Here is a 26343-nt window from a genome sequence, read left to right as displayed (position 1 = left end):
AGGGAGCTTGCCCCCGATGTTTTTACTCCGCTTTGCGCGGAATCAACACAACCTGCGCCGGAATATTCTTCAGAATCTGCCGGTGAATCTTCAGGTCATACCCCGAATCGATATGCTTCACCCGTTTGGTCAGCAAGGTGGCCAGCCACGGGTAATCCTCTGTGCGCGGCGCCTGGATGCTCACATCGCACTGGTAATTCACCACATCGGTGGCAATTGCATCCAGCTGGTGGCGCAGTTCTTCGATATTGGTGAGGTTCAGCGCCACGGTCGTGCTCGGTGCCGCCGGGTCGATGACCTTGGCGGCGGGCTTGGCTTCGGCGGCTTTCAGGGCGGCCTCGGCTTTGTCCAGCTCGGCTTTGCGGGCGTGGGTGATGGCGCTGTTTACGCCGCCGGTGAGTGCGGGTGCCTTGGGCATCAGGGCGCGGGCACGGCTGAGGGCGGTGGCGGCGGCGTTTACGTCACCTTTTTGCAGCACGATCTGACTGCGCTGCAGATAGGCTTCGGCCAATTGACGCTGGTAGGTTTCCAACGCCGGGTCGTTGGGCGACTGGGCCTGTAGCGCGGCTAACTGGTCTTCGGCGGTGGCCAACTCGCTGCTGGCCAGGTTTTGCTCCAGCTGTGCAATGGCCACAGCGCGTGCGTCCGGGGCCTCGGGGGCAGCGGGCGGTGTGCTTTGACAGGCGCCCAGCAGCAGGGAAAATGCGGCAAGGAGCAGATAACGGGAGGTGAACAGCTTCATTCCTGCGACTCTCTATTTGCGCAAAAAGCGAGCAAGTCTACACCCCTCGACGGGGCAGGACAAAACTCAGCAAAAACAGGGCGGCGGCCGTGACCACAATCGATGGCCCGGCGGGCGTATCCTTGAACCAGGACAGCGCCAAGCCCCCGCACACTGCGAGCATCCCCAACAGGCTGGCGCCGATCGCCATTTGCTCCGGCGAACGGGCATGGCGCTGGGCAGCGGCTGCAGGAATGATCAACAGCGACGTGATCAACAATACGCCCACTATCTTCATCGCGACAGCGATCACCACGGCGATCAGCAACATCAGGGCCATGCGCAGGCTCGGCACCGGCAAGCCCTCGACCGTGGCCAGCTCTTCGTGCACGGTAATCGCCAGCAATGGGCGCCACAGGGCGACCAGCAATACCAGGACGGCCGCGCTGCCGCCGAGGATCCACGCAAGGTCGGTGGGGCTGATCGCCAACAAATCGCCGAACAGGTAGGCCATCAAGTCGATGCGCACTTCGTGCATGAAGCTCAGCACCACCAGGCCCAACGACAGGGTGCTCGGCGCCAGGATGCCGAGCAAGGTGTCGGAAGCCAGCGGCTGGCGCTGCTGCAGCGTCACCAGCAGCACCGCCAGGAGCAGGCAGCCCACGGTCACGGCGATGGTGGGGCTGACATCCAGCAAGAAGCCCATGGCCACACCCAGCAGCGCAGCGTGGGACAACGTGTCGCCGAAGTAAGCCATGCGCCGCCAGACCACGAACGAGCCCAGTGGGCCCGCCACCAGCGCCAAAGCCAAGCCTGCCAGCAGGGCGTAGAGCAGAAAATCAGCCATGCTTGCAGCTATCTCCATGAACGTGGGTGTGAGGGGCGACGGGATCGTCGACCACGGCGCCATGCAGATCGTGGGCGTGGTCGTGATGGTGGTGGTAGATCGCCAGGCTTTGGGCATTCTTGCCGAACAGCTCGACGAAGGCCGGGTCGCCGCTGACCTGTTCCGGATGACCGGAGCAGCACACGTGGCGGTTGAGGCACACCACTTGGTCGGTGGTGCTCATCACCAAGTGCAGATCGTGGGACACCATCAGCACGCCGCAGCCATGACGGTCGCGCAGCCGGGTGATCAGGCTGTATAGCTCGGCCTGGCCGGCGACGTCGACGCCTTGCACAGGCTCATCCAGCACCAACAGTTCCGGCTCGCGCAACAGGGCGCGGGCCAGTAGCACGCGCTGCATTTCGCCGCCGGAGATGCTTTGCACCGGGCTGTCGATCACCTGTTCAGCGCCGACTTCCTTGAGCGCAGCCTGGGCGCGGGCGCGATCCACGCCTGGCACCAGGCGCAGGAAGCGCAACACGGAGAGTGGCAGTGTGGGGTCGACGTGCAGCTTCTGCGGCATATAACCGACGCGCAGCTTGGGTTTGCGCCACACGCTGCCGGTGTCGGGCTTGAGCAGTCCGAGCACGGCGCGTACCAGGGTGGTCTTGCCGGCGCCGTTGGGGCCGATCAGGGTGACGATCTGCCCAGGCTCAACGCTGAGTGCGATGTTATCCAGCACGGTTTGCCCGGCGAACGTGACCCCGACCTGCTCCAGGCGGATTAACGCGTTGCTCATCAAGCCCCCTGGCAGCCCGAGCACAGGCCGACCACTTCGACCGTTTGCCCTTCGACCCGGAAGCCGACATCGGCGGAGCTTTTGATGATGGCGTCGCTGATGCTTTTTTGTTCAAGCTCGATGGCGGCGTGGCACTCGCGGCAGATCAGGAACTGGCCCTGGTGCGTGTGTTCCGGGTGGCTGCAGCCGACGAAGGCGTTGAGCGAGGCGATGCGGTGCACCAGGCCGTTTTCCAGCAGGAAGTCCAGCGCGCGGTACACGGTCGGCGGTGCGGCGCGGCGGCCATCCTGCTCGCTGAGCACGCCGAGAATGTCGTAGGCGCCCAGCGGCTTGTGGCTCTGCCACACCAGTTCCAGCACGCGGCGCCGCAAGGCGGTCAGGCGCAACCCCTTCTGTGTGCACAGGGTGTCGGCCTCCGACAGCGCGGTATGCACGCAGTGAGAGTGGTCGTGGGGACGGCTGGCAAGCGGTGTTTTAGGCATGAGCGGCGACAGATATTTGATAGAGACGTTATTATGTTACCCGTTCCTACGCCATTGAGTGGTCATCGTGTCCCGACTTTTTCCCGTTTTTGTCGTATTTGTCACCAGTTTGTTCATTACTGGCGCCGCTCAGGCCGAGGTCAAGGTGCTGACCAGCATCAAGCCATTGCAGTTGATTGCCGCTGCTGTGCAGGACGGCGTAGCGGTTCCCGAGGTGTTGTTGCCGCCGGGTGCATCGCCTCATAACTACGCATTGCGACCATCCGACGTACGGCGCGTGCAGTCGGTGGACCTGTTGTACTGGATCGGTCCGGATATGGAGAGTTTCCTACCGCGCGTGCTTAAAGGTCGTACGGCCGCAACGGTGGCGGTGCAGGACCTTCCGGGCATGAAGCTGCGTCGATTCGCCGAAGATAGCCACTCCCACGCCGACGATGCTGACGAACACGACCACGATCACCGACCAGGCAGCCTGGATGCGCACTTGTGGCTATCGACCGTAAACGCTCGGGTGATTGCCGCGCGTATGGCGGCTGACCTGGCGACAGCCGACCCGGCCAATGCCACGCGTTACCAGAGCAACGTGAAGGCCTTCGATGAGCGCCTGGATGCCCTGGACGCGCGCTTGAAAGCCCGCCTGGCGCCAATTGATGGCAAACCTTACTTCGTGTTCCACGAAGCCTTCGATTACTTCGAAGACGCTTATGGGCTCAAGCATGCCGGTGTGTTCAGCGTTGCCGCAGAGGTACAGCCTGGCGCCCAGCACGTGGCGGCGATGCGTACGCGTTTGCAGGAAGTGGGCAAGACGTGCGTGTTCAGCGAGCCGCCGTTGCGCCCGCGTCTGGCTGAAACGCTGGTGGCCGGGTTGCCGGTGAAGCTGGCGGAGTTGGATGCGCTCGGCGGGTATACCCCGGCGACGGCTCAAGGTTATGAGCAGGTGCTGGAGAAACTGGGGAATGACTTGGCGGGTTGCCTGGAATCGTTGTAAGACGTAGCGCAGATCTAAGGTGGGAGGGATGCAAGCCCCCTCCCACATTTTTAGAGCGCGAACGGCAGTTGGATCGTGACCTGCTGGCGCTGCGCCAACCGGTGTTCGAACTCGGCAGGATCGTGAATCAACACATCCTGACCGGCAAACGACTCAGCGGCGATCAGGCGCGACAACCAGAACCGCACGCAGGCCACGCGCAACATCATCGGCCACCATTCAGCTTCCTTCGCGGTAAACGGCCGCAGCCCGGCGTAGGCGCCCAGCATTGCCCGAGCGCGTTGCGCGTCAATCACGCCATCCGCGTCCGAGCACCAGTCATTCAGGGCGATTGCCACGTCGTAGAGCATCGGGCCCGAGCAGGCGTTGTAGAAGTCGATCAGGCCGGTGAGGTGCGTGCCTTCGAACATCGCGTTATCGCGGAACAGGTCGGCGTGCACATTGGCGCGCGGCAGGGCGAGGATCTGGGCCTTGTGCGCTTCGATCTCAGTCAGCGCGTCTTGCAGCAGGCGCTGCTGTGCGTCGTTCAAGTGCGAAATCAACTGCGCGCCTTCGTTGAGCATCCAGTCCAGGCCGCGATCGGTCTTGCGTTCCAGCACCTTCTCGCCTTGTGTCGCCAAGTGCAGGTGGCCAAGCAGGTCGCCGACCTGGGCGCAGTGCTGGGCGTTGGCGTCCTTGATGTGCTTGCCGGCCAGGCGCGGTTGCAGCAGGGCCGGTTTGCCTTTCAGCTCGCGCAGGGCCACACCGTCGGTGGTGCGCAGGGCGTAGGGCACGGGCAGGTCGGCGTCGTGGAGCACGTCGAGCAGTTCGATGAAGAACGGCATTTCCGCGACCGGGCCGCGTTCAACCAGGGTCAGGACGAATTCGCCCTGCTCCAGGCTGATAAAGAAATTGGTGTTTTCGCTACCGGCGGCAATCCCCTGGAAGTCGATCAGGCGGCCGAGCCCGTAAGGGGCGAGAAAGGTTTCCAGCTCGGGCCGAGCCAGGGGGGTGAACACAGACATGGTTAAAACTGCCAGTACGGGCGCCGCGGTGTGCGACGCCAATTGAAGTTAAGAAATCATTTCCATTCGAAGATCTTCCATGACGGGATCAGCATATCCGGCTGGTCAGAGCGGATGAAGTTCGCGTCGGTTCCGTCCGCGCGTACCAGGAAATACGGAGGTGCACCCTTCGGGGTGACCTTGATTGCGTACAGGAAACCGTTCTGACGGTATTCCTGGATGGTCTTGTCGCCTTCCGTGCGGATCGTAACTTCCGGATCACCCCCAGGGGCATCGTCTGCCGCCATGGCAGCCATCGGAGCGAGTGCAATCAAGCCGGTCAACAGCAGGCGATTGAATGTACGCATGATAACCTTGTCCCTTTGTCGTCATTGGTCCGGCTATTCTAGCGCCTGACCCGCCGAAAAGGTTGATTCTGCTCATGAGCCAAGCACCCCTCGTCCTGGTGGACGGTTCTTCTTATCTGTACCGCGCGTTCCATGCGCTGCCACCGCTGACCACCTCCAAAGGCCTGCCCACCGGCGCGGTCAAGGGGGTGTTGAACATGCTCAAAAGCCTGCGCAAACAATACCCGGACAGCCCGTTCGCGGTGGTGTTCGACGCCAAGGGTGGGACCTTTCGCGATGATATGTACGCTGAATACAAGGCCAACCGCCCGAGCATGCCCGATGACATGCGCCTGCAGATCGAGCCGCTGCACCAGAGCGTGATCGCCCTGGGCTTCCCGTTGTTGTGCGTCGAAGGCGTTGAGGCCGATGACGTGATCGGCACCCTGGCCCGCAGCAGTGCGGCCGCTGACCGTCCGGTGGTGATCTCCACCGGGGACAAGGACATGGCACAGCTGGTCGACGGGCACATTACCTTGGTCAATACCATGACCGGTAGCGCGATGGACATCGAGGGCGTGAAGGAGAAATTCGGTGTCGCTCCCGAGCAGATCATCGACTATCTGGCCTTGATGGGCGATTCGTCCGACAACATCCCAGGCGTCCCGGGCATTGGTCCGAAGACGGCTTCCGGCTTGCTGGTCGGTGTGAATGGTGGCCTTAAAGAGCTGTATGAACAGCTGGATATCGTGCCGACCCTGCCTATTCGGGGCGCGAAGACGCTGCCGGCCAAGCTGGAAGAGCATAAGGAGATGGCGTTCCTTTCCTACCAGTTGGCGACGATCAAGATTGATGTGCCGCTGGATGTGGGCCTGGATGACCTGCACCTGATTGAGCCGGACCGTGAAAAACTGCTGGAGCTGTACACGCTGCTGGAGTTCAAGAGCTGGTTTGATGAGATCCAGCGCGACGCCAAGCGGGTGGAGCTCAAGGCTGCGCCGGTTGTTGAGGACGTCGTTGAGGTAGTGGCGCCGGCGGAGGCGACTTACACCACGATCCTTGATCAGGCCACCTTCGACATCTGGTTGAAGAAGCTCAACGACGCGAAGCTGTTCGCCTTCGACACCGAAACCACCGGGATCGATGCCCAGCAGGCGCAGTTGGTGGGTGTTTCCTTCGCGGTGCAGCCCCACGAAGCGGCCTATATCCCGCTGACCCACGCCTACATCGGCGCGCCGGAGCAGTTGGATCGCGATACCGTGCTGCTGGCCCTCAAACCGCTGTTGGAAGACCCGACCAAGCTCAAGGTCGGCCAGCACGCCAAGTTCGACATGAACATCCTGGCCAATTGCGCCATCGGCGGCGACCCGGCGCACGGCATTACCGTGCGGGGCATCGCCTTCGACACCATGCTCGAATCCTATGTGTTGAACGCCACCGCAACGCGGCATGACATGGACAGCCTGGCCAAGAAGTACCTGGACTACGACACCGTCGCCTTTCAGGACATTGCCGGCAAGGGTGCCAAGCAGCTGACTTTCGATCAGATCGCGCTGGAGCAGGCTGGCCCTTATGCGGCGGAAGACGCCGATGTGACCTTGCGCCTGCACCAGGCGCTGTTTGCGCAACTTTCAGCCATTCCGAGCCTGGCGAGTGTGCTCACGGATATCGAGATTCCGTTGGTGCCGGTGTTGGCGCGTATTGAGCGCCAGGGTGCGCTGGTCGACAAGGACCTGCTGGGTATCCAGAGCATCGAACTGGGCAACAAGATGGTCGAGCTGGAGCGCCAGGCGTTCGAGATCGCTGGTGAAGAATTCAACCTGGGTTCGCCCAAGCAACTCGGGGCGATTCTTTACGAAAAGCTCGGCCTGCCGGTACTGAAGAAAACCGGTAAGGGCCAGGCTTCAACCGCCGAAGAAGTGCTGGCAAAGCTGGCCGAAGATGACTACCCGCTGCCCAAGGTGCTGATGCAGTACCGCAGCATGAGCAAGCTGAAAAGCACCTACACCGACCGTCTGCCGGAACAGATCAACCCGCGCACCGGGCGTATCCACACGTCCTATCACCAGGCGGTGGCGGCGACCGGGCGTTTATCGTCCAGTGATCCGAACCTGCAGAATATCCCGGTGCGTACCGCTGAAGGGCGGCGGATTCGCCAGGCCTTCATCGCGCCCAAAGGCTACAAAATGCTGGCGGCGGACTATTCGCAAATTGAGCTGCGGATCATGGCTCACCTGTCGAAGGACGAAGGTTTGATGAACGCCTTCCGTCACAACCTCGACGTGCACACCGCCACGGCGGCCGAGGTGTTCAAGGTTGAGCTGGGTGACGTCACGTCTGATCAGCGCCGCAGCGCCAAGGCGATCAACTTTGGTTTGATCTATGGCATGGGCGCACAGAAGCTGGGCAAGGATATTGGCGTCGATACCAAGACGGCCAAGGCGTACATCGATGTGTATTTCGCCCGTTATCCCGGGGTTCGTGAGTACATGGAACGCACCCGCGCCCAGGCGTCCGATCAGGGCTACGTAGAGACCTTCTTCGGTCGCCGCCTCTACTTGCCGGATATCCATTCCAACAAGCCCCAGGAGCGCGCGGCGGCTGAACGCACTGCGATCAACGCGCCCATGCAGGGCACAGCGGCAGACATCATCAAGAAAGCCATGGTGCTGGTGGATAACTGGCTGACGGATTCAGGCCTGGATGCCAAGGTGATCCTGCAGGTGCACGATGAATTGGTGCTGGAAGTACGTGAGGATCTGGTCGCGGAAGTCAGCGAGAAGATTCGCGAGCACATGAGTGCCGCTGCTCAGCTGGATGTGCCGCTGCTGGTGGAAGTGGGCGTCGGCGATAACTGGGACCAGGCGCACTGATCTCGGGGCTCTGCTGCCACCGAGGGGTGGTGGCAGAGTGCTTTAGTCCGGAAATCGCCGTCAGTTATTTCAAATAGTTTTTCGAACCTGCCGGAACTTAACCCGTGAATTGCCACTCAGAGTTACTGAATGGGTGGTGAAGCCCTTCAATGCTCCTATGTTGTGTTAAGTGTTGGCAGATATCTGGACCCCGCCCTAGCGGTCCGGAACTTGAACCCCGAACTTCCCCTCCCCATACGAAGTCCGGGGTTTTTTTTGCCTGCGCAAAAGTTACTCCGCGATTTCCGCGCCCTTGTCCGCCAATTCCATCCAGCCGGCCAGTACGGTGTAGGCGTCTTCCAGGCCCATGCGCTTGGGCGCCGAGAACAGTTGGATGGTGATCGCATCACCCCAGCCTTTACGGATTTCAGACTGCACTTTAAGCAGCGTGTTTTTGGCGGCGCCGTAGGTCAGCTTGTCGGCTTTGGTCAGCAGGATATGCATCGGCATGCCGCTGGCAACTGCCCAGTCGAGCATCAGCAGGTCGAAATCGGTCATCGGATGGCGGATGTCCATCATCAGAATCAAACCCTTCAAACTCTCCCGGCCACCCAGGTAGGCCTCCAGGTGACGCTGCCAGTGCAGCTTCAGCGGGATAGGTACTTTTGCATAACCGTAGCCCGGCAGGTCGACCAGACGCCGATCATCGTCTAGCTTGAAGAAATTGAGAAGTTGCGTACGGCCTGGAGTTTTCGAGGTGCGTGCCAGGCTGGCGTGAGTCAGGGTGTTCAGCGCGCTGGACTTACCGGCGTTGGAGCGCCCGGCAAAGGCGACTTCAAAGCCCTCGTCATCGGGGCATTGGTCAACTTTGGCGGCGCTGAGCATAAACGTGGACTGTTGGCACAGGCCAAGGATGGGATTCTTGAGTTGCATGAGATTTCCGATGTGGGCGATGCCGAGAAAGGGTGCGGCAAGCGGTGTCGTTTCCGTTTCAGTAGCGCCAGTATATAATGCCGCAGATTTTGTGTGTGCTTTGTCCCAGCGAAGGATGAAGTTCACGGGAGCGAAAGACCTTTATTGCGCATTAGAACGCAAAACGCTCTCAAACCCTGAAATGGTCGACGTATGACCAAGTGGTTGCTCGCTATCGGTGTCCTGCTCCCGCTTTATGGCGCTCAGGCTACACAGGATCCGGAAGCGGTGTACAACCGAGTTTGCGTGGCTTGCCATGCCGGCCAGTTGCCGAATGCCCCGAAGCGGGGTGATCAGGCAGCTTGGGCGCCAAGACTGGCGCAGGGCATGGACACGTTGGTGCAACACGTGACCCAGGGTTTCAAGGCAATGCCGCCGCGTGGTTTGTGCATGGACTGCAGTACTGAGGATTACCAGGCCGTCATTGAGTTGATGGTGAGTAAACCCGGTAGATAACTCTTAAACCCCTTAGCCGTAGTTGGATTAGCTGATGAACAAACTGATCGTGAGTCTGCTGTTGACCTTGGGCATCACAGGCGCTGCCGTCGCTGCAGAGGGCCCCCTTAAAGGTGATGCCACTGCCGGTCAAGCGAAGGCCGCTGTATGTGGTGCTTGCCATGGACCGGATGGTAACAGCCCGGCGCCGAACTTCCCCAAACTGGCCGGCCAGGGTGAACGTTACCTGACCAAGCAACTGCACGACATCAAGGACGGCAAGCGAACGGTGTTGGAAATGACCGGCTTGCTGACCAACCTCAGCGATCAGGAACTCGCGGACCTCGCAGCGTATTTTGCCAGCCAGAAAGGCAGTGTGGGAGCTGCTGATCCGAAACTGGTGGCCCGTGGTGAGAAACTGTTCCGCGGCGGCGACCTGGAAAAAGGCCTGCCAGCCTGCACCGGCTGCCATTCGCCCAATGGCGCGGGCATAGCCGCCGCCGGCTTCCCGCACCTGAGTGGCCAGCACGCGACCTACATCGCCAAACAGTTGACCGATTTCCGTAAGGAAGAGGCAGGCCGAGCTAACGATGGCGACGCAGCGATCATGCGTACCATTGCGCGCAAGCTGAGCGATGAAGACATTGCAGCGGTCTCCAGCTATATCCAGGGCCTGCACTAACATGCCTGCAACGTTAACACTCGATTAATCCAGCGATGCAAGCATAAAAAGGGTGGCTTAGGCCGCCCTTTTTTGTGGCCGGTGCCGTTACACTAACGAACTCATGCCCGCGCAGACCTGTCACAACAAAGGTCGCGTGAGGCGACTTTATTTGTCCAGGAGTAAAGCATGCGTAATCTGATCCTCAGCGCCGCTCTCGTCACTGCCAGCCTCTTCGGCATGACCGCACAAGCTGCCGACGTGCCGCTTGAAGCCGGTAAAACCTACGTTGAATTGGCTAATCCGGTTCCGGTCTCGGCGCCAGGCAAGATCGAAGTGGTGGAGCTGTTCTGGTACGGCTGCCCGCATTGCTACGCCTTTGAGCCGACCATCAACCCATGGGTCGAGAAGCTGCCTAAAGACGTGAACTTCAGACGTATCCCTGCCATGTTTGGTGGCCCGTGGGATGCCCACGGCCAGCTGTTCCTGACACTGGAAGCCATGGGCGTGGAGCATAAGGTCCACAACGCGGTATTCGACGCGATCCAGAAACAAGGCAAACGCCTGACCAAACCAGACGAAATGGCTGACTTCGTGGCCACCCAAGGTGTCGACAAGGACAAGTTCCTGGCCACCTTCAACTCCTTCGCGATCCAGGGCCAGATCAAACAGGCCAAGGAACTGGCGCAGAAGTACGGCGTGCAGGGCGTTCCAACCATGATCGTCAACGGCAAATACCGTTTCGACCTGGGCACCTCCGGTGGTCCTGAGCAGACCCTCAATGTTGCCGACCAGCTGATCGCCAAAGAGCGCGCAGCCAGGTAAGGGGCTCGTCATGCGCCGCTGGGGTACCGAACGCGTGGTTGGCCTGCATGATCCGCAGGTCAACGAACATCACCTGGAGTCCACGGGGTTGCCTCCGGACAGCCGCTTGCGGCTGCTCAGCTTCAATATCCAAGTGGGGATCAGTACCGAGAAATACCGTCACTACCTCACCCGTGGCTGGCAGCACCTGCTGCCCCACAACGGGCGGGCCGGCAACCTGCAAAAGATTGGCAACCTATTGAATGACTTCGATCTGGTTGCGCTGCAGGAAGCCGACGGCGGCAGCATGCGTTCCGGTTACATCAATCAGGTGGAGCACCTGGCCCAGCTCGGCGCGTTCCCCTATTGGTACCAGCAACTCAATCGCAACCTCGGGCGCCTGGCGCAGCACAGCAATGGTGTGCTCAGTCGCCTGAAGCCCACCGCCATCGAAGACCATCCGCTGCCAGGCCCCAAGGGCCGGGGGGCGATCCTTGTGCGTTTTGGCGAAGGCCCAGAGGCGCTGGTGGTGGTGATGATGCACCTGGCGTTGGGTGCGCGCACCCGCACGATGCAACTGGCCTACATCCGCGAGCTGATTGGCGGTTACAAACACCAGGTACTGATGGGTGACATGAACACCCATGCCAATGACCTGTTGTTGAATTCTCCGTTGCGCGACCTCGGGCTACTGGCTCCGCAAGCCGAAGCCACATTCCCCAGCTGGCGCCCGCAACGCTGTCTTGACCATATCCTGCTCAGCCCTACCCTCACACTCGAGAGTGTGCAGGTGCTGGCGCAGCCCATCTCCGATCACCTGCCGGTCGCGGTAGAGATTCGTCTGCCGGGTTCGCTCACGGCTGATGCATTACCCGCGTTGAGCCCCGGCCCTCGCGGACCCCTTGCATGAGCGACGACGCCCAGCGCTGGAAAGAGAAATACCTCAAAAGCATCGAGCAACAAGAAAAGCTCGAACGCCGTTGGGCAGCCCGTCTCGACCTGCTACGCCGTGGGCTGGTGCGCAGCACGCTGGCCGCTGAAGGCACCGACCGCGCCGTCGACCAGTGCATGAAGGAAATGCGTGACGTTGTCCGTACTGATGATATGGACGCCGCCCTCGCCGCCTTGCTGCCGCGCCTGGAAAAAGCCGTGCTGGATTCGGAGCAGCGCCGTGAAACCCGGGTCGACCAGATCAGCACCGCGCTGACGTCCCTGGTTACCCAGCTGCAAAAGTTGCCATTACCGCGTGAGGTTGCCCGGCCGCTTAAGACGTTCGCCAAGCAGTTGGACGGCCGAGTCAGCCAGGCACGTGAGATCCCCTTGCTGCTCAGCGAGTTGAGTGGCCTGCAGGGCCAGGCGCTGAACAACCTGGAGCCGGACGGCGAAACCACACGCCCAGGGCCGGGGCTTTTGCAGCGCCTGTTTGGTTCCAAAGACGTCGCGACCGAGCCGGAGGCCAGCGAATCGACAGCCCGCCCGGCACCGCAACCCATTGTGGCCAAGCCTGTCGCCGAGCCCCAACCGCCTGAACAGTCCGAGGAACTGACGCAAGCCTTGCGCGCCTTTGCGCCGCCGTCTCAGGAAAAGGTTAACCCCGCAGTTGAGTCGGCCGTGCCGGCCAAGGTGGCGGACGCTGTCAGTGAAACGTTTGTGTACGAGGCTCCGCCTCAAGCTGAGCCCGTCGAAGCGTCCGTAGCGCCCGTAGCGCATGTCGAGCGGGAGCTTCCGACAGAAGAGCCGGCACCGGAAAGCGCCCTCGCCGCCTTTATCGAAACGCCTGCCGTTCAGGTCGAAACGCCGGGTGAGACCACCATCGGCAGCCTGTCGCTCCCTCCTGTGCTGGAGGTCGAGGAGTCCGACCCCGACGAGCTGCAAGCGGACGGCACGTATGCCTTACCTGATTCGCCGGAGCCGTCCTACAGCTCCGTAGCCAAGCATATTGAAGACACTCTGCTCGGGCTGTTGGAGGAGTTGTCGCTACCCGAGCGTCACCGGCCCCAGGCCGAGGCCATGCGTGAGCGTCTGGCGCACGGCCTGAACTGGTACGAACTGCTACCGATCCTCGACGACCTGGCCGTCTTGATGCTGGCAATCACCGACAGCGGCCAGCACGAATTCGAGGCTTACCTCAAGCAGCTCAACGAGCGTCTCGAAGCGTTCCAGGGGCATTTGCAGGTCGCCAGCGACGGCCATGCCGATAGCCGTTCGGCCGCCCGGGAGCTGGATTCGCAGATCCGTGAACAGGTCGATGGCCTGCAAAGCAGCGTGCAGGAGGCCGCCGATCTGGAAAGCCTCAAGCACGTATTGGAAAGCCACCTCGAAGGTCTTCTCGGCACCATGGACGAGCACCAGCAGCAGCGTGACCAGCGCGAGCAGGAAACGGCAGCGCGACTGAAAGGCTTGGCCGAGCGGGTTGCCAATATGGAGCAGGAAGCCCAGGGCTATCGCGAGCATTTGGAGGTGCAGCGCCAGAAGGCCTTGATCGATCCGCTCACTGGCCTGCCCAACCGCGCCGCCTGGAGTGAGCGGCTCGATCACGAGGTCAACGCCTGGCATCAACGGGGTAACAGCCTGTCGCTGGCGATGCTGGACTTGGATCACTTCAAGCGCATTAACGACGGCTACGGCCACCTGGCTGGCGACAGGGTGCTGAAAATCATCGCCAACGTGCTGCGCAAGCGCCTGCGGCCGACCGACTTTATCGCGCGTTTCGGCGGTGAAGAGTTCGTGTTGCTGATGCCCGACTCATCCCTCGCGGATGCCCTGGCGGCAGGTGAAGTGTTACGCGCTGCGATTGAAGCCTGCCCGTTTCACTTCAAAGGCGAGCCGGTGACGATCACTGTGTCCATGGGTGTGGCGCAGTTCCAGCCGGGAGAGCGCAGTGACCTGGCGCTCAAACGCGCGGATGCGGCCTTGTACCGGGCCAAGGCCGCAGGCCGAAACCAAGTGCAGGCCGCCTAAAAGATGTTCCATTTTGTAATTTGACGGTTGGGTCACAAGCGGTACGTTACACTGTTGCATTATCGTCTTCAGCGTAACGTCTTCCGCCATGAAATTTTTGTACATTGCTTTTGTGTTTCTTTTCCTTGCGGGCTGCGCCAGCGGCCCTCGCCTGGACACCAACCACCCCTCGGTGAACCACGACAACCGCGTGCAGTTCGTGGTGGTGCATTACACCTCGACCAACCTTGAACGCTCCCTGGCATTGCTCACCCACGGCCAGGTGAGCAGCCATTATCTGATCGGCGACGATGCCTCAGGCACTATCTACAAGCTGGTGGATGAGAGCCAGCGCGCCTGGCATGCCGGGGAAAGCGAATGGATGGGCCGCACCTGGCTCAACTCCAGCTCCATTGGTATTGAGATCGTGAACCCTGGCTACAAGGACACGCCGACAGGCCGCCTGTGGTATCCGTACTCCGAAGCCCAAGTGAAATCGCTGGTGGTGCTGCTCAAGGACATCAGCAAGCGCAATGGCATCGACCCCAAGAACATCATCGGCCACAGCGATATCGCACCGCTGCGCAAGCTGGACCCGGGCCCCTTGTTCCCCTGGAAGCGCCTGGCCGCTGAGGGGCTGGGTGTTTGGCCGGATGCACAGGCCGTCGCGGGGTTCCAAGTGCAGTACGCCACAGAACTGCCGAGCATTACCTGGTTCCAGGAACAATTGGCCCACTTGGGTTACCAGACGCCACAGACTGGAGAGCTGGATGTGGCTACACGTCATGTGATCGCGGCGTTCCAGATGCATTTCCGGCCATCGCTGTTCGACGGTACGCCTGACGCGCAAAGCGCTGCGATCCTGCGAGCGTTGAACTGTGGCGAGCAAGCGTGCTTACGCTCGGGTGCGGAGCGCCCTTAAGAGGCAGGCGGAGCGGCGCGACGTTTCAACAAGCGCCGTTGCTACAACAAGCGGGGGTTCCTACAAAGGCAACGCCATATAGAACTGAGTGCCCTGCCCCGGCCGCGAGTACACACCCATGCGGCCGCCGTGCAATTGCACAATCTCTTTGCACAGCGCCAGCCCCAGGCCGGCGCCGCCTTTCTTGCGACCCACCTGCACAAAGGGCTCGAAGATCCGCCCCTGCTGCCCATAGGCGATGCCTTCGCCGTTATCTTCGACGCTGATAATCACGCGCTCGCCGTGGCGGCGTGCCTGCAGACGAATCTGCCCCCCCTCAGGTGTGTGGCGTAGGGCATTGCCCAGCAGGTTGTCGAGCACCCGTTCCAACTGTGCTTGGTCCGCATATAACCGGGGCAGGTCGGATTGGGCTTCTACCATCAGCTCGACGTTTTGCACGTTGGCCGGCTCGACGAAGCGTGCTCGTGCGTGTTCAAGCAGATCGGTCACGTCGCACGGGCCTAAGGTGAGCTTCTGCAGGCCGTTCTGGTAGCGCGAGAAGTTGAGCAGGTCGTTGATCAATTGCATCAGCCGCTGCATCTCTTCATTGACTGTATCCAGCAGGTCCGCTTCACGGGAGTCCGGCGGAAATTTCGCCCGCTCGCGGAATAGCCCGAATGCCATGTGCATGCCGGTCACCGGTGTTCGCAGCTCATGAGAGGCGCGCAGTACGAACTCGCTGCGTACCCGCTCGAAGGCGCGTTGTTCGGTGACGTCATGCAGCACCATCACCGCCCCGAGGATATGCCCCTGGGTATGGCTGACGGGGGTCAAGCTGTAGGTCAGCAGGCGCAATTCGCCTTCGACTTCCACTTCCAGATCCTCCGGCGCCCGCTCCAGGCTGCCGCCACGCAGTACCAATTGCAGCTGTTCATCCAGTTCCGGTCGCACCAGGGCCTCGCCCAGGCCCTGGCCAAGGCGCTCCTCGTCCCAGCCCAGTTGGCGTTGGGCCACCGGGTTGAGGTGTTCCAGGCGGCCTTGCTGGTCAATCATCAGCAGACCATCGTCTATGCTGTCGAGCACCGCTTGCAGGCGCTGCTGGCCAGCCAGGAGTTCATCGACATTGGTCGCCTGATGCTGGCGCAACGCCTCGGCCATGATGCCGAAGCGGCGGGTGAGCTGGTTCATCTCTGCTGCCGACGAGATCGGCAGTGTCACTTCGAAATCGCCCTGCCCTATCTTGTCCGCCGCCTTGGCCAGCGCTTCGATCGGTCCGCCAAAACGCCGGGCGATGCCATGCGCCGTCACAAACCCGATGATCAGCACCGCGAGCCCAACCAGCCCCAGTAGCCCGGCGATCAGCAGGGCACGTTCGCGGGATTTGTGTTCGCTGTTGCTGATGTTCTCCAAGGCCTGCTTGTGCTCGTTGATCAAGCCATTGCGCAGCGCATTGAAGGTGTCGGTGAGTTTTTCCTTGGCCCCAGGTGGAGGGGTCGGTTGCTGGGACTCGTCAAAAGCGTTCAGCAGTTCCTGATACTGGCCCTTGGCCTGGCTGAACCCCGTCCCGCGACCGTCGCGTTGTTCATGGGCGATACCTTGGTCCAGCAGGTCGACGTAGCGCTGCTTGGAGGTTTGCAAGGCCTCGGGGTCGGGGCGCTCTTCCAGCATCATGATCAACTGATCACCCAGGCTCTGACGCAGCTTGAGGCCCAGGTCCAGGGTGATGAAGTTGCTGCGAATCAGGGATTCCTGAGTCTTGGCCATTTGCATGACGCTGACCAGGCCGAGGATCAAACCCAGCAGGGCAACGGTGATCAGCGCTGAGATGCTCAGGAATAGCCGAGTGCGCAGCTTCATCGCGAACTTCATAGGGTACAGCTCACAGGTTGTACTGTTTGCGTTTGCGGTACAGGGTCGACGCGTCGATACCCAGGGTGCGAGCCGCCTGGTCCAGGGTGTCGCTGGTGGCGAGCACGGCTCCGATGTGAGCTTTCTCCAGCTCGTCCAGGCTCAGCGCCGCGCCGATCCGCGGAGCGTTGTTGGTCGGCTGCTCGGCCATCCCCAGGTGGCTGATTTCTACCTTCTCTTGCGGGCAAATGATGCTGGCGCGCTCTACTACGTTGCGCAGCTCGCGGATATTTCCCGGCCAGCGGTAGTTGAGGAGGGCCTCGCGCGCTTCGTCGCTGAAACCGCGCGCCGGTCGGGCGTACTCCTTGACGAAACGTGCCAGGAAGCGGTCGGCCAGGGTCAGGATGTCCTCGCTACGTTCGCGCAGTGGGGGCAGGTGCAGGGTGATCACGTTGAGGCGGTAGAGCAGATCCTCGCGGAAGCGGCCATCACGCACCATGTCTTCCAGGTTCAGGTTGGTGGCGGCGAGGATGCGCACATCCGCACGTCGGGTAACTGGGTCACCGACGCGCTCGTATTCTTTGTCTTGGATAAAGCGCAATAACTTGGGTTGCAACGTGAGCGGAAAATCGCCGATTTCGTCGAGAAACAGCGTGCCGCCGTCCGCCTGGTTGACACGGCCCAATGTGCTTTCACTGGCGCCGGTAAAGGCACCACGACTATGGCCGAACAGCTCGCTCTCCATCAGTTCCGCCGTCAGCGACGGGCAGTTGATGGTCACACAGGATTTCTTCGAGCGCTTGCTCCAGCCGTGAATGGCTCGGGCCAGTTCACCTTTACCCGTGCCGGATTCACCCAGGATCAGAATGTTGGCGTCTGTGCCAGCCACCTGACGTGCGGTTTCCAGCACTACCATCATCGACGGGCTGTGGGAATCAAGGCCGTCTTTCGGTTGGCGCACTGCGCCTTCCAAGGCTTCGAGGCGCGCAGAGAGTTGGCGTACTTCCAGTTGCTTGGCAGTGGCAAGGCGCAGTTGGTCTGGGCTGCAAGGCTTTACCAAATAGTCAGCGGCACCGGCCTGGATCGCATCAACGGCAGTGTCGACCGCCGAATGGGCGGTGACAATGACCACACGCATCCATGGCGCCTGGATGCGCATCTGGGCCAGTACGTCCAAGCCGTTGTCTTCACCCAGGCGCAGGTCCAGGAAGCACAAATCGAACACTTGGCGCTGCATCAAGGTGTCCGCTTGGGCAGCGCTGTTCGCCGTGGCGACGGTGTAGCCCTCATCTTCCAGGCAATAACGGAAGGTGCGGAGGATCGCGGATTCGTCATCCACTAAAAGAATGCGGCCTTGAAGTTCCTTGGCTGATTCCATCTGTCCCGCGCTCCTTAACTCTATGAATGATGGTGTTTAGTCCCGGAATAATCGGGCAAGTTGCATGGTTTATTCTGATCGATAAAAGACAACGTCGTGCAGGTATCTGCATCACTTCCTACAAGGCGCCGATTGCTGGCGTTTTCATGCCGTCTTGCCACTTCGGCAACACACCCTCCGTGTTCTATCCCTTGATCCGACCGCTGGCTATCGTGCATTTCGCACGGCCCTCAAGGGGGCATCGTGCAGGATGCTGGGAGCTTGTTGGTTTATAAATATTTAACTCATTGATTTTATTAGTATTTATTTTGTAAAAAAGCTGGCATGCGCTCTGCAATACCTCTCCTAACGAATAATCAGAATGCGGGAGAACGTCAGCATGACTCGCCAAAGCTTCAGCCCACTGCGTGTATCGCCACTGCGCTTGCAGCAAGGTCTGTTTGCCAGCCTGGCCTTGATGGTCACGTTGATTGGCGGCCAGCAGTTGCAGCATTGGCAGCAGAGTCAGCAGCAGATCCCGCAATTTGAACGTCCGAGCATGACCCAGACCCATTTCCGTTCCGTTGGCAGTGTTGCTGCCGATGCAACAGCCCCGCAATTGCAGATGGTTGACCAGGAATCTTCCCTGAGTGAACTGCCGTCGCAAGAGCGTTGGGTGTTCTAGGCACCAAAAGCCGCTCGTGTTGAGCGGCAGTACGGCACTACCGCTGTTACCTCTAAAAGAAGCATAAGGAGAATCACCATGTTGAGTTGGGCAATCACATTTCTGATCATCGCCATTGTGGCTGCAGTCCTGGGCTTCGGTGGTATCGCGGGCACCGCCACGGGTATCGCAAAAATTCTGTTTGTGGTCTTCTTGGTGATGTTCATCGCTTCCTTCTTCTTTGGTCGTCGCGGCCGAGGCTGAAAATGACCACTTTGTCCTTCAAAGCCATTACTGCCGCCCTATTGTTGGGCGGCAGCGGCTTGGTGATGGCCGCCAATGACGGCCAATCCCGAGCCAACGAATTGCTCAGCGCGGACCCGCAATACCGTGAGACCTGGCAAAGCGTGGTGAAGAAAGAAGAGCGCCTCCCGGAATGGGTGATGAACCTGTCGGGTACGGCCGAGCAAATGAATGCCGTGGAAGAAGATGGCGACAAGTACTTGGTCGGGCCGCTCTGCGAAACCGCAGACACCTGCCGGAACAAGCGTCTGATCGTTGCCTTCAGCCTCGACAAAGAAGATGCCTACGCCATGTTGGTGGAAGTCCCGGCCGGCCTGCCGGCGGACAAGTCCCCAACGCGCCACGCCGATTACCGTTTTATCGGTAAACCGGATGAAGGCATGCAGAAGTTGCTGATGGAACAGCTGAAGAAAGATCCGAATTGGTACTAGGTTCCGTCCGGCGCGTCTGTCGTCAGCGGGACCAGCGTCCATAGAAAGAAGCCCCCTCGCTTCTTTCTGTTTGCACTGCTCGCCAAGGGTGGTGCATGACCAGGGGGCCGGGTTGCTCTGATCAAATGGGATCGGCGTGACCTACGGGTACAGGGAGTGCCTGCGCAAGGGCCGGGTCAGGAGAAAAGCTGCGACGCAGGTTCACAAGCCCATCGCTTGCTGAACTTGCGGCGGGCTTGTGACTTTCATTCATCGCCCCGCCTCTCATATCGCTCTGTCATACCTCTCGCTCTGTTATACCTCCCATAGCCGCAAATTTTGTTATCGCTCTCCTTTAACCATTTCTTGGTGTGTCGAGACGACCATCTATCGATAAAATTTTCGTCGCGCTATAGGACGTATTTGACGTCAGGTCGCGGATTCCCCAGGCATTTCTGCCAGCGCCGCAAAGACGTGCTGCATCTCTAGGCGAGCCGGGTTTGGCAGGTTAACGGCATATTTGCCGGACAATCTGTCGCATTTGAACTGACCGTTCGGACAGTTATTATGAAAAAAGGCCATGCCGATTCGGCATAGGGTAGGCGTTTACGGCATTAGACGTCGCTCCCTTGCATGGGAATAGTTGCGCCTTTTTTCGCCTGCCAGTAAGCCATTTCGGCCACGCTGCGGTGACCTTCCATGGAGGCAGATGCACACACTTTTTCGCTCTCGAGCGTTCCAGCTGGCGCATTTGCCTTAAGTTCACTTGAAGTAAGGGTAATGACATGAAGAAGGCAAAGCTAAGCCTCGCCTGGCAGATCCTCATCGGTTTGGTGCTGGGGATCGCAATCGGTGCAGTGCTCAACCATTTCAGTGCTGAAAAGGCCTGGTGGATCAGCAATGTGTTGCAGCCAGCGGGCGATATCTTTATCCGCCTGATCAAGATGATCGTGATCCCGATCGTGATCTCCTCGCTGATCGTCGGCATTGCCGGTGTCGGTGACGCGAAGAAGCTCGGGCGTATCGGTGTCAAAACCATCCTTTACTTCGAAATCGTCACCACCATTGCCATTGTGGTCGGCCTGCTGCTGGCCAACGTGTTCCACCCAGGCGCTGGCATCGACATGAGTACCCTGGGTACCGTCGACATCTCCAAGTACACCGCCACCGCCGCTGAAGTGCAGCACGAGCATGCGTTTATCCAGACCATCCTCAACCTGATCCCTTCGAACATCTTTGCCGCTGTTGCCCGTGGCGAGATGCTGCCGATCATCTTCTTCTCGGTACTGTTCGGCCTCGGCCTGTCGAGCCTCAAGCCCGAGCTGCGCGAGCCGCTGGTGACCATGTTCCAAGGCGTGTCCGAGAGCATGTTCAAAGTCACCCACATGATCATGAAGTACGCCCCGATCGGCGTATTCGCCTTGATCGCCGTGACCGTCGCCAACTTCGGCTTCGCCTCGCTGTTGCCGTTGGCCAAGCTGGTGATCCTGGTTTACGTCGCCATCCTGTTCTTCGCTTTCGTGATCCTCGGCCTGATCGCCCGCCTGTTCGGCTTCTCGGTGATCAAGCTGATGCGCATCTTCAAGGATGAGCTGGTACTGGCCTATTCCACCGCCAGCTCCGAAACCGTGCTGCCACGCGTGATCGAGAAGATGGAAGCCTATGGCGCGCCGAAGGCGATCTGCAGCTTCGTGGTGCCGACCGGCTACTCGTTCAACCTCGACGGTTCGACCCTCTACCAGAGCATTGCGGCGATCTTCATCGCCCAGCTGTATGGCATCGACCTGTCGATCGGCCAGCAACTGATGCTGGTGCTGACCCTCATGGTCACCTCCAAAGGCATCGCCGGTGTGCCGGGCGTGTCCTTCGTGGTGTTGCTGGCCACGCTGGGCAGCGTGGGCATTCCGCTGGAAGGCCTGGCGTTTATCGCCGGTGTCGACCGCATCATGGACATGGCACGTACCGCCCTGAACGTAATCGGCAATGCCCTTGCAGTGCTGGTGATCTCCCGTTGGGAAGGCATGTACGACGATGCCAAGGGCGAGCGCTATTGGAATTCGCTGCCGCACTGGCGCAGCAAGGAAGCCTCGCCGCTGGGCCAAGCCACCCGCAGCTGATAATACGACTGCTCTGACACAAACCCCGGAAAATTCCGGGGTTTGTCGTTTCTGCCAGCCCCGCTATCATTCGCTCCATTCTTCGGGGGATTTAACTGATGCTCAATGGCCTGTGGCTTGGCTTCTTTGTCGTGGCAATGGTGTCGGCACTGGCGCAATGGCTGGTCGGCGGTAACGCCGGGATTTTCGCGGCGATGGTCGAAAGCATTTTCGCCATGGCCAAACTGTCGGTGGAAGTGATGGTGCTGCTGTTCGGCACTCTGACGTTATGGCTGGGCTTTTTGCGCATCGCCGAAAAGGCCGGGATCGTCGACTGGCTGGCCAAGGCCCTCGGCCCGCTGTTCCGCCGCCTGATGCCGGAAGTGCCCGCCGGCCATCCGGCCATCGGCTTGATCACCCTCAACTTCGCTGCCAACGGCCTGGGCCTGGATAACGCCGCCACGCCTATCGGTTTGAAAGCGATGAAGGCGCTGCAGGAACTCAACCCAATCCCCAACACGGCGAGTAACGCGCAGATCCTGTTCCTGGTGCTCAACGCCTCATCGCTGACGTTGTTGCCGGTCACCATCTTCATGTACCGCGCCCAGCAAGGCGCTGCGGACCCAACACTGGTGTTCCTGCCAATCCTGCTGGCGACCAGCGCGTCCACCTTGGTGGGCCTGCTGTCGGTGGCGGTGATGCAGCGCCTGCGGCTGTGGGATCCGGTGGTGCTGGCCTATCTGATTCCAGGCGCATTGGTGCTGGGCGGCTTCATGGCGCTGCTGGCGACCCTCTCCGCCACCGCTCTGGCCGGGTTGTCGTCGATCCTGGGCAACCTCACGCTGTTTGGCCTGATCATGTTGTTCCTGGTGATCGGTGCGTTGCGCAAGGTCAAGGTGTATGAGGCGTTCGTCGAAGGGGCCAAAGAAGGCTTCGATGTGGCCAAGAACCTGCTGCCCTACCTGGTGGCGATGCTGTGTGCCGTGGGTGTATTGCGTGCCTCAGGGGCGCTGGATTTTGGCCTTGAAGGCATTCGCCATGTGGTCGCCTGGACGGGCATGGACACGCGCTTTGTGGATGCCTTGCCGACCGCGATGGTCAAGCCGTTCTCCGGCAGCGCTGCGCGAGCGATGCTGATCGAGACCATGCAGACCCAGGGCGTGGACAGCTTCCCGGCGTTGGTGGCGGCGACGATTCAGGGCAGTACCGAGACCACTTTCTATGTGTTGGCGGTGTACTTTGGTTCGGTGGGGATCCAGCGGGCACGGCATGCCGTGGGTTGTGCGTTGCTGGCGGAGTTTGCCGGTGTGGTGGCGGCGATTTCGGTGTGCTACTGGTTCTTCGGTTAAGGCTTGGATTGCTATCGGGGGCAAGCCCCCTCCCACATTTGAATGTGTTCACAGATCAACCTGTGGGAGGGGGCTTGCCCCCGATGAGGCCCTCAGTGTTTAGCTGCGTTATTGCCTTGCTGAACCACCCAATCCACCACCTGCTTATTCAACTGATCCCCCGCCTGTCCAAACCCGGCGACCACCGCCGGCACCTTGGTATCGCTCACCGGTTGCCTCACTTCAAACCGCCGACTGGCAACAATCCGCTGATCACTGCCGCGTACCAGGCGCGCGTCCAGGCGAATCACCACCTCCACCGCACTGCCGCGGTACTCACTCTGGAACGCCTGCAATTGCCCGCCCAGTTCATAGTCGGACTGCAGGTTGGTGTCATCGGTACTCAGCAGCGTCACCCGACCATCGCGTTGAAAGCCATCCATGAGGCGGTTGCGCAACAGTACCGGCGACGGATCGCTCCAGCGCGAGTTGGCATAGCTGCTGATCAGGTCGCCATTGGGCACCACGGCAATACGTGGGCTGTCGAGAAATTCGCTGGTCTGCGGCTTATTCACACGCAGCGACCAGCTGACCGGAGCACCCTGGCCGGTGGTCTGGGCCGAGGCCAGGCGATACACATCAGAAGGGTCGGCCTTGGGAAGAATCGAGCACGCGCTCACGAGTGCCAGCGCCACAGGGGCGATCATTTGGTAAGCACGCTTCATGGCGTGAACTCCTTGTTCTTGTCGCTGCCCAGCAGGTAACCGCTGGGGTTGGCTTCCAGGCGGCGGGAGATGGCGCGCAGCGAACCGAGGGTTTCGCGCAGTTCGCGCACGGCCGGCGCCAGTTCGTTGAGGCCTTGCATGCCGCTGTTCACCGAGTCCTTGTTGTTGGTCAGCAAGGTGTTGATGGTCGCGGTGCTGTGTTCCAGGGACTTCATGGCCTGCTCGGCGCTGCCAAAGGCCTGCTTGCCTTGTTCGTTGAGCAAGCCGTTGGCGTTGCGCATCAGCACACTGGTCTGCTCCAGGGCGGCGCTGGCCTGTTTGCTCACTTGCATCAGTTGCTGCATCACCACCTTGATATCGCCGCGCTGGTCGGCGATGACGCCGGTCGTTTTTTGCAGGTTATCCAGGGTGTTGCTCAGGCGCTCGACGTTCTCGCGGGAAAACAGGTCGTTGGCGTTATGCAACAGCAGGTTGATGCTCGTCATCAGGTCGTTGCTGTTGTTCAGCAGGCGCGCGATAGGTGAGGGTGAGGCGATGATTTCCGGCAAGTTACCGTCTTTGCCCTTGAGTTCGGGGCTTTGCGGCGTACCGCCGCTGAGTTGGATAATCGAGGTGCCGGTGATGCCGGTCAGCGCCAGCTTGGCCTGGGTGTCTTCCTTGATAGGCGTCTCACCGGCCAGGCGGATACGTGCCAGTACGCGACGCGGATCTTTGGGGTCCAGGCGCAGGCTGATCACATCGCCCACTTTAATCCCGCTGTACTGCACCGAACTGCCCTGTGACAGGCCGCTGACCGCCTCGTTGAAAATCACTTCGTAATCCTGGAAGGCGCTGTCGACGCTGGACTTGGCCAGCCACAGGCCGAACAACATCGCGCCGACCACCACGATCACGCTGAACAAACCGATCATCACATGATGGGCTCGGGTTTCCATGTCATACCTCGTTGAGCGATTGAGCGGCATCCAATGCCGCGCGGCCTCGGGGGCCGTGGAAATATTCGTGAATCCACGCGTCGTCCGTTTCCGAAACGACATCGATGGCGTCGGCCACCAGCACCTTTTTCTGGGCCAGCACCGCCACGCGGTCGGTGATGGTGTACAGCGTGTCCAGGTCGTGGGTGACCAGGAACACGCTCAGGCCCAGCGCATCGCGCAGGGTCAGGATCAGTTGATCGAATTGCGCCGCGCCAATCGGGTCGAGGCCGGCGGTGGGTTCGTCGAGAAACAGGATGTCGGGGTCCAGGGCCAGCGCGCGGGCCAGCGCGGCGCGCTTGATCATGCCACCCGACAGTGACGCCGGGTATTTGTCGGCTGCCGACAGTGGCAACCCGGCCAGGGCCAGTTTGACCGCGGCCAGGTGCTCGGCGTCGCGGCGGCTGAGGCCTGCGTGTTCGATCAATGGCAGCGCTACGTTTTCGGTCACGGTCAGCGAGGAAAACAGCGCGCCCTTCTGGAACAGCACGCCAAAGCGTCGCTCCACCAGGGATCGCTCATGCTCCGCCAGGCTCGGCAGGTTCTTGCCAAACACCCGGACTTCGCCTGCGCTGGGCCGGCGCAGGCCGACGATGCTGCGCAACAACACCGACTTGCCGCTGCCGGAGCCGCCGACCACGGCAAGGATCTCGCCTTTGTACAAGTCCAGGTCGAGGTTCTCGTGCACGCGTTGGGTGCCAAAGCGATTGCACAGGCCGCGCACTTCAATCACCGCCTCGGCGGTCGCACGGTGTAAGCGACTCACCAGCCCATCTCCATAAAGAACAGCGCGGCGACCGCGTCCAGCACGATCACCACAAAAATCGATTGCACCACGCTGGAGGTGGTGTGGGCACCGACGGACTCGGCGCTGCCGCTCACCTTGAAGCCTTCCAGGCAGCCGATGGCGGCGATCAGGAAGGCGAAGATCGGCGCTTTCACCAGGCCCACCAGGAAATGCTGCACGCCAATGTCCGATTGCAGCAGTGAGAGGAACATCGCCGGCGAAATATCCAGGGCCACGGCGCACACCACGCCACCGCCGACAATGCCCGAGAGCATTGCCAGGAAGGTCAGCATCGGCAGCGCCACCAGCAGCGCCAGTACGCGCGGCAATACCAGCAGTTCCATCGGGTCCAGGCCCAGGGTGCGGATCGCGTCGATCTCTTCGTTGGCCTTCATCGAGCCGATTTGTGCGGTAAAGGCACTGGCGGTGCGACCGGCGATCAGGATCGCGGTCAGCAACACACCGAATTCGCGCAGGAAGGAGAACGCCACCAGGTCGACGGTGAAAATCGTCGCGCCAAAACTCTTGAGTACGGTGGCGCCGAGGAACGCCACCACGGCACCGACCAGAAAGGTCAGCAGGGCCACGATGGGCGCGGCGTCGAGGCCGACCTGTTCCAGGTGCGCGACCATCGGCGTGAGGCGCCAACGCCTGGGCCGGAAAATTCCGCGGGCGAAGGTTTCGAGGATCAGGCCGATAAAGCCCAGCAGTTGCTTGCTGTCTTGCCAGACGGTGTCTACCGCCCGGCCGATGCGAGCCAGCACTTGAATACCGGCGGCTTCTTCCGGGGCTTTCTCCGGTACGCAAAAATCATTCAGGGAGCGGTAGACGGTCTTGAGCAGTGCGCGGTCAGCGGCAGACAAGCTGCAATCGGTCTGCTCGGCGGATTGCTCGATGCGGGTCGGTCCCAGCAACTCCACCAGCAGCGAGGCGCCGGCGGTATCGAGGGCGCCCAGGCCATTGAGGTCGATACGCGCGCCCGCATCGTATTGGCCGTCGAGCTTGTCCGACAGCTTCTTCAGGCTGGCATAGTGGGCAAGCGTCCAGTCTCCCGTAATCCTCAGCTGTGGCGGGGTGATGGACGTATCGAGGTGGGCTGCACCGGCCGAGGTACTGGTGGTCATAAGCTCCGAGCTTGTT

General features: G+C 60.7%; 26 protein-coding genes. 13 read left to right on the top strand and 13 right to left on the bottom strand.

Features of this window, described 5'->3' with window-relative positions; translation table 11 throughout:
- Positions 1-22: 22 nt before the first annotated feature.
- Genes AO064_RS09560 through AO064_RS09545 form a run of 4 tightly spaced genes read right to left on the bottom strand, consistent with a single transcriptional unit; the run spans position 23 to position 2828 of the window.
- Entirely contained in the window at positions 23-742 is a 720-nt protein-coding gene (locus AO064_RS09560; RefSeq protein ID WP_064053141.1) for a PA5502 family lipoprotein, read from the bottom strand.
- Between the two features lie 37 nt (positions 743-779).
- Positions 780-1568 carry a zinc ABC transporter permease subunit ZnuB gene (gene znuB, locus AO064_RS09555; protein ID WP_012721518.1) on the bottom strand — a complete coding sequence of 263 codons (789 nt, stop codon included), beginning with the start codon at positions 1566-1568 and terminating at the stop codon, positions 780-782.
- Positions 1561-2346 (bottom strand): zinc ABC transporter ATP-binding protein ZnuC, encoded by a 786-nt coding sequence (gene znuC, locus AO064_RS09550; RefSeq protein ID WP_012721519.1) that lies wholly within the window; start codon positions 2344-2346, stop codon positions 1561-1563. Before znuC ends, znuB begins: the two co-directional genes overlap by 8 nt.
- Positions 2346-2828, bottom strand: coding sequence for a Fur family transcriptional regulator (locus tag AO064_RS09545; protein ID WP_064053140.1), 483 nt, complete (start codon positions 2826-2828; stop codon positions 2346-2348). The genes znuC and AO064_RS09545 overlap by 1 nt, the downstream gene beginning before the upstream one ends.
- Positions 2829-2886: 58 nt before the next feature.
- On the opposite strand from AO064_RS09545, the gene AO064_RS09540 reads away from it, so the two are divergent.
- A complete protein-coding gene (locus AO064_RS09540; RefSeq protein ID WP_064053139.1) occupies positions 2887-3816 on the top strand; it encodes a zinc ABC transporter substrate-binding protein ZnuA in 930 nt (309 codons plus the stop codon).
- Positions 3817-3866: 50 nt separating this feature from the next.
- Here AO064_RS09540 and AO064_RS09535 read toward each other — a convergent pair whose 3' ends face one another.
- Both AO064_RS09535 and AO064_RS09530 read right to left on the bottom strand, forming a co-directional pair.
- Entirely contained in the window at positions 3867-4820 is a 954-nt protein-coding gene (locus AO064_RS09535; RefSeq protein ID WP_064053138.1) for a homoserine kinase, read from the bottom strand.
- Positions 4821-4876: 56 nt separating this feature from the next.
- Positions 4877-5167 carry a DUF2782 domain-containing protein gene (locus AO064_RS09530; protein WP_012721523.1) on the bottom strand — a complete coding sequence of 97 codons (291 nt, stop codon included), beginning with the start codon at positions 5165-5167 and terminating at the stop codon, positions 4877-4879.
- Between the two features lie 74 nt (positions 5168-5241).
- On the opposite strand from AO064_RS09530, the gene polA reads away from it, so the two are divergent.
- Positions 5242-8019 carry a DNA polymerase I gene (gene polA / locus AO064_RS09525; RefSeq protein WP_064053137.1) on the top strand — a complete coding sequence of 926 codons (2778 nt, stop codon included), beginning with the start codon at positions 5242-5244 and terminating at the stop codon, positions 8017-8019.
- A gap of 270 nt (positions 8020-8289) precedes the next feature.
- Here the strand turns inward: polA and yihA are convergent, their stop codons facing one another.
- Positions 8290-8931, bottom strand: a complete 642-nt coding sequence (yihA, locus tag AO064_RS09520) for a ribosome biogenesis GTP-binding protein YihA/YsxC (protein ID WP_042943980.1) — start codon at positions 8929-8931, stop codon at positions 8290-8292.
- 192 nt (positions 8932-9123) lie between these two features.
- Between yihA and AO064_RS09515 the strand changes: the two genes are divergently transcribed.
- The 6 genes from AO064_RS09515 (at position 9124) to AO064_RS09490 (ending at position 14732) form a co-directional block, all read left to right on the top strand.
- Positions 9124-9426 carry a c-type cytochrome gene (locus AO064_RS09515; protein WP_012721526.1) on the top strand — a complete coding sequence of 101 codons (303 nt, stop codon included), beginning with the start codon at positions 9124-9126 and terminating at the stop codon, positions 9424-9426.
- A gap of 34 nt (positions 9427-9460) precedes the next feature.
- Positions 9461-10087, top strand: a complete 627-nt coding sequence (locus tag AO064_RS09510; protein WP_064053136.1) for a c-type cytochrome — start codon at positions 9461-9463, stop codon at positions 10085-10087.
- Positions 10088-10255: 168 nt separating this feature from the next.
- Complete coding sequence (gene dsbA / locus AO064_RS09505) at positions 10256-10891, top strand: thiol:disulfide interchange protein DsbA (protein WP_064053135.1); 636 nt, start codon at positions 10256-10258, stop codon at positions 10889-10891.
- Positions 10892-10901: 10 nt separating this feature from the next.
- On the top strand, positions 10902-11780 hold the full coding sequence (locus AO064_RS09500) for an endonuclease/exonuclease/phosphatase family protein (protein WP_012721528.1): 879 nt from the start codon (positions 10902-10904) through the stop codon (positions 11778-11780).
- Positions 11777-13831, top strand: a complete 2055-nt coding sequence (locus tag AO064_RS09495) for a GGDEF domain-containing protein (protein WP_064053134.1) — start codon at positions 11777-11779, stop codon at positions 13829-13831. The genes AO064_RS09500 and AO064_RS09495 overlap by 4 nt, the downstream gene beginning before the upstream one ends.
- Before the next feature lie 88 nt (positions 13832-13919).
- Positions 13920-14732: an N-acetylmuramoyl-L-alanine amidase gene (locus AO064_RS09490; RefSeq protein ID WP_064053133.1), complete on the top strand. Its 813-nt coding sequence runs from the start codon at positions 13920-13922 to the stop codon at positions 14730-14732.
- 60 nt (positions 14733-14792) lie between these two features.
- Here AO064_RS09490 and AO064_RS09485 read toward each other — a convergent pair whose 3' ends face one another.
- Together AO064_RS09485 and algB are read right to left on the bottom strand one after the other, a co-directional pair.
- A complete protein-coding gene (locus AO064_RS09485; protein ID WP_064053132.1) occupies positions 14793-16580 on the bottom strand; it encodes an ATP-binding protein in 1788 nt (595 codons plus the stop codon).
- 10 nt (positions 16581-16590) lie between these two features.
- Positions 16591-17937, bottom strand: coding sequence for a sigma-54-dependent response regulator transcription factor AlgB (algB, locus tag AO064_RS09480; protein WP_064053131.1), 1347 nt, complete (start codon positions 17935-17937; stop codon positions 16591-16593).
- 379 nt (positions 17938-18316) lie between these two features.
- Between algB and AO064_RS09475 the strand changes: the two genes are divergently transcribed.
- The 5 genes from AO064_RS09475 to AO064_RS09460 all read left to right on the top strand — a co-directional run bounded on the left by AO064_RS09475 (position 18317) and on the right by AO064_RS09460 (position 22738).
- A complete protein-coding gene (locus tag AO064_RS09475) occupies positions 18317-18601 on the top strand; it encodes a hypothetical protein (protein ID WP_046035913.1) in 285 nt (94 codons plus the stop codon).
- Between the two features lie 78 nt (positions 18602-18679).
- Positions 18680-18844, top strand: coding sequence for a DUF1328 domain-containing protein (locus AO064_RS29885; protein WP_003170804.1), 165 nt, complete (start codon positions 18680-18682; stop codon positions 18842-18844).
- Between the two features lie 2 nt (positions 18845-18846).
- Positions 18847-19314 (top strand): inhibitor of vertebrate lysozyme family protein, encoded by a 468-nt coding sequence (locus AO064_RS09470; protein ID WP_012721534.1) that lies wholly within the window; start codon positions 18847-18849, stop codon positions 19312-19314.
- 764 nt (positions 19315-20078) lie between these two features.
- Positions 20079-21410, top strand: coding sequence for a glutamate/aspartate:proton symporter GltP (gltP, locus tag AO064_RS09465; RefSeq protein ID WP_012721535.1), 1332 nt, complete (start codon positions 20079-20081; stop codon positions 21408-21410).
- Between the two features lie 98 nt (positions 21411-21508).
- On the top strand, positions 21509-22738 hold the full coding sequence (locus tag AO064_RS09460) for a nucleoside recognition domain-containing protein (protein ID WP_012721536.1): 1230 nt from the start codon (positions 21509-21511) through the stop codon (positions 22736-22738).
- Between the two features lie 92 nt (positions 22739-22830).
- Here the strand turns inward: AO064_RS09460 and AO064_RS09455 are convergent, their stop codons facing one another.
- Genes AO064_RS09455 through AO064_RS09440 form a run of 4 tightly spaced genes read right to left on the bottom strand, consistent with a single transcriptional unit; the run spans position 22831 to position 26327 of the window.
- Positions 22831-23442 (bottom strand): ABC-type transport auxiliary lipoprotein family protein, encoded by a 612-nt coding sequence (locus tag AO064_RS09455; RefSeq protein WP_064053130.1) that lies wholly within the window; start codon positions 23440-23442, stop codon positions 22831-22833.
- Positions 23439-24377, bottom strand: a complete 939-nt coding sequence (locus tag AO064_RS09450; RefSeq protein ID WP_064053129.1) for an MlaD family protein — start codon at positions 24375-24377, stop codon at positions 23439-23441. Before AO064_RS09450 ends, AO064_RS09455 begins: the two co-directional genes overlap by 4 nt.
- A 1-nt stretch (position 24378) precedes the next feature.
- Positions 24379-25182 (bottom strand): ABC transporter ATP-binding protein, encoded by an 804-nt coding sequence (locus AO064_RS09445; protein WP_012721539.1) that lies wholly within the window; start codon positions 25180-25182, stop codon positions 24379-24381.
- On the bottom strand, positions 25179-26327 hold the full coding sequence (locus AO064_RS09440) for an ABC transporter permease (RefSeq protein WP_064053128.1): 1149 nt from the start codon (positions 26325-26327) through the stop codon (positions 25179-25181). The genes AO064_RS09445 and AO064_RS09440 overlap by 4 nt, the downstream gene beginning before the upstream one ends.
- Between the last annotated feature and the right edge of the window lie 16 nt (positions 26328-26343).

Origin of the sequence: Pseudomonas marginalis, from assembly GCF_001645105.1 — a bacterium.
GTDB classification, from domain to species: domain Bacteria; phylum Pseudomonadota; class Gammaproteobacteria; order Pseudomonadales; family Pseudomonadaceae; genus Aquipseudomonas; species Aquipseudomonas petroselini.
Note: the sequence above shows the minus strand (reverse complement) of the source record. Positions and strands in the feature narration are given on the sequence as shown.

What these genes read in the sequence shown, in the direction of transcription:
- AO064_RS09475 (WP_046035913.1), top strand. Translation starts at nt 18,317, where the DNA reads ATGACTCGCCAAAGCTTCAGCCCACTGCGTGTATCGCCACTGCGCTTG.
- AO064_RS09535 (WP_064053138.1), bottom strand. Translation starts at nt 4,820, where the DNA reads ATGTCTGTGTTCACCCCCCTGGCTCGGCCCGAGCTGGAAACCTTTCTC.
- AO064_RS09515 (WP_012721526.1), top strand. Translation starts at nt 9,124, where the DNA reads ATGACCAAGTGGTTGCTCGCTATCGGTGTCCTGCTCCCGCTTTATGGC.
- gltP (WP_012721535.1), top strand. Translation starts at nt 20,079, where the DNA reads ATGAAGAAGGCAAAGCTAAGCCTCGCCTGGCAGATCCTCATCGGTTTG.
- AO064_RS09450 (WP_064053129.1), bottom strand. Translation starts at nt 24,377, where the DNA reads ATGGAAACCCGAGCCCATCATGTGATGATCGGTTTGTTCAGCGTGATC.
- AO064_RS09455 (WP_064053130.1), bottom strand. Translation starts at nt 23,442, where the DNA reads ATGAAGCGTGCTTACCAAATGATCGCCCCTGTGGCGCTGGCACTCGTG.
- AO064_RS09500 (WP_012721528.1), top strand. Translation starts at nt 10,902, where the DNA reads ATGCGCCGCTGGGGTACCGAACGCGTGGTTGGCCTGCATGATCCGCAG.
- AO064_RS09490 (WP_064053133.1), top strand. Translation starts at nt 13,920, where the DNA reads ATGAAATTTTTGTACATTGCTTTTGTGTTTCTTTTCCTTGCGGGCTGC.
- AO064_RS09440 (WP_064053128.1), bottom strand. Translation starts at nt 26,327, where the DNA reads ATGACCACCAGTACCTCGGCCGGTGCAGCCCACCTCGATACGTCCATC.
- AO064_RS29885 (WP_003170804.1), top strand. Translation starts at nt 18,680, where the DNA reads ATGTTGAGTTGGGCAATCACATTTCTGATCATCGCCATTGTGGCTGCA.
- AO064_RS09510 (WP_064053136.1), top strand. Translation starts at nt 9,461, where the DNA reads ATGAACAAACTGATCGTGAGTCTGCTGTTGACCTTGGGCATCACAGGC.
- AO064_RS09560 (WP_064053141.1), bottom strand. Translation starts at nt 742, where the DNA reads ATGAAGCTGTTCACCTCCCGTTATCTGCTCCTTGCCGCATTTTCCCTG.
- dsbA (WP_064053135.1), top strand. Translation starts at nt 10,256, where the DNA reads ATGCGTAATCTGATCCTCAGCGCCGCTCTCGTCACTGCCAGCCTCTTC.
- AO064_RS09495 (WP_064053134.1), top strand. Translation starts at nt 11,777, where the DNA reads ATGAGCGACGACGCCCAGCGCTGGAAAGAGAAATACCTCAAAAGCATC.
- yihA (WP_042943980.1), bottom strand. Translation starts at nt 8,931, where the DNA reads ATGCAACTCAAGAATCCCATCCTTGGCCTGTGCCAACAGTCCACGTTT.
- AO064_RS09460 (WP_012721536.1), top strand. Translation starts at nt 21,509, where the DNA reads ATGCTCAATGGCCTGTGGCTTGGCTTCTTTGTCGTGGCAATGGTGTCG.
- AO064_RS09530 (WP_012721523.1), bottom strand. Translation starts at nt 5,167, where the DNA reads ATGCGTACATTCAATCGCCTGCTGTTGACCGGCTTGATTGCACTCGCT.
- polA (WP_064053137.1), top strand. Translation starts at nt 5,242, where the DNA reads ATGAGCCAAGCACCCCTCGTCCTGGTGGACGGTTCTTCTTATCTGTAC.
- AO064_RS09545 (WP_064053140.1), bottom strand. Translation starts at nt 2,828, where the DNA reads ATGCCTAAAACACCGCTTGCCAGCCGTCCCCACGACCACTCTCACTGC.
- znuB (WP_012721518.1), bottom strand. Translation starts at nt 1,568, where the DNA reads ATGGCTGATTTTCTGCTCTACGCCCTGCTGGCAGGCTTGGCTTTGGCG.
- znuC (WP_012721519.1), bottom strand. Translation starts at nt 2,346, where the DNA reads ATGAGCAACGCGTTAATCCGCCTGGAGCAGGTCGGGGTCACGTTCGCC.
- AO064_RS09485 (WP_064053132.1), bottom strand. Translation starts at nt 16,580, where the DNA reads ATGAAGTTCGCGATGAAGCTGCGCACTCGGCTATTCCTGAGCATCTCA.
- algB (WP_064053131.1), bottom strand. Translation starts at nt 17,937, where the DNA reads ATGGAATCAGCCAAGGAACTTCAAGGCCGCATTCTTTTAGTGGATGAC.
- AO064_RS09470 (WP_012721534.1), top strand. Translation starts at nt 18,847, where the DNA reads ATGACCACTTTGTCCTTCAAAGCCATTACTGCCGCCCTATTGTTGGGC.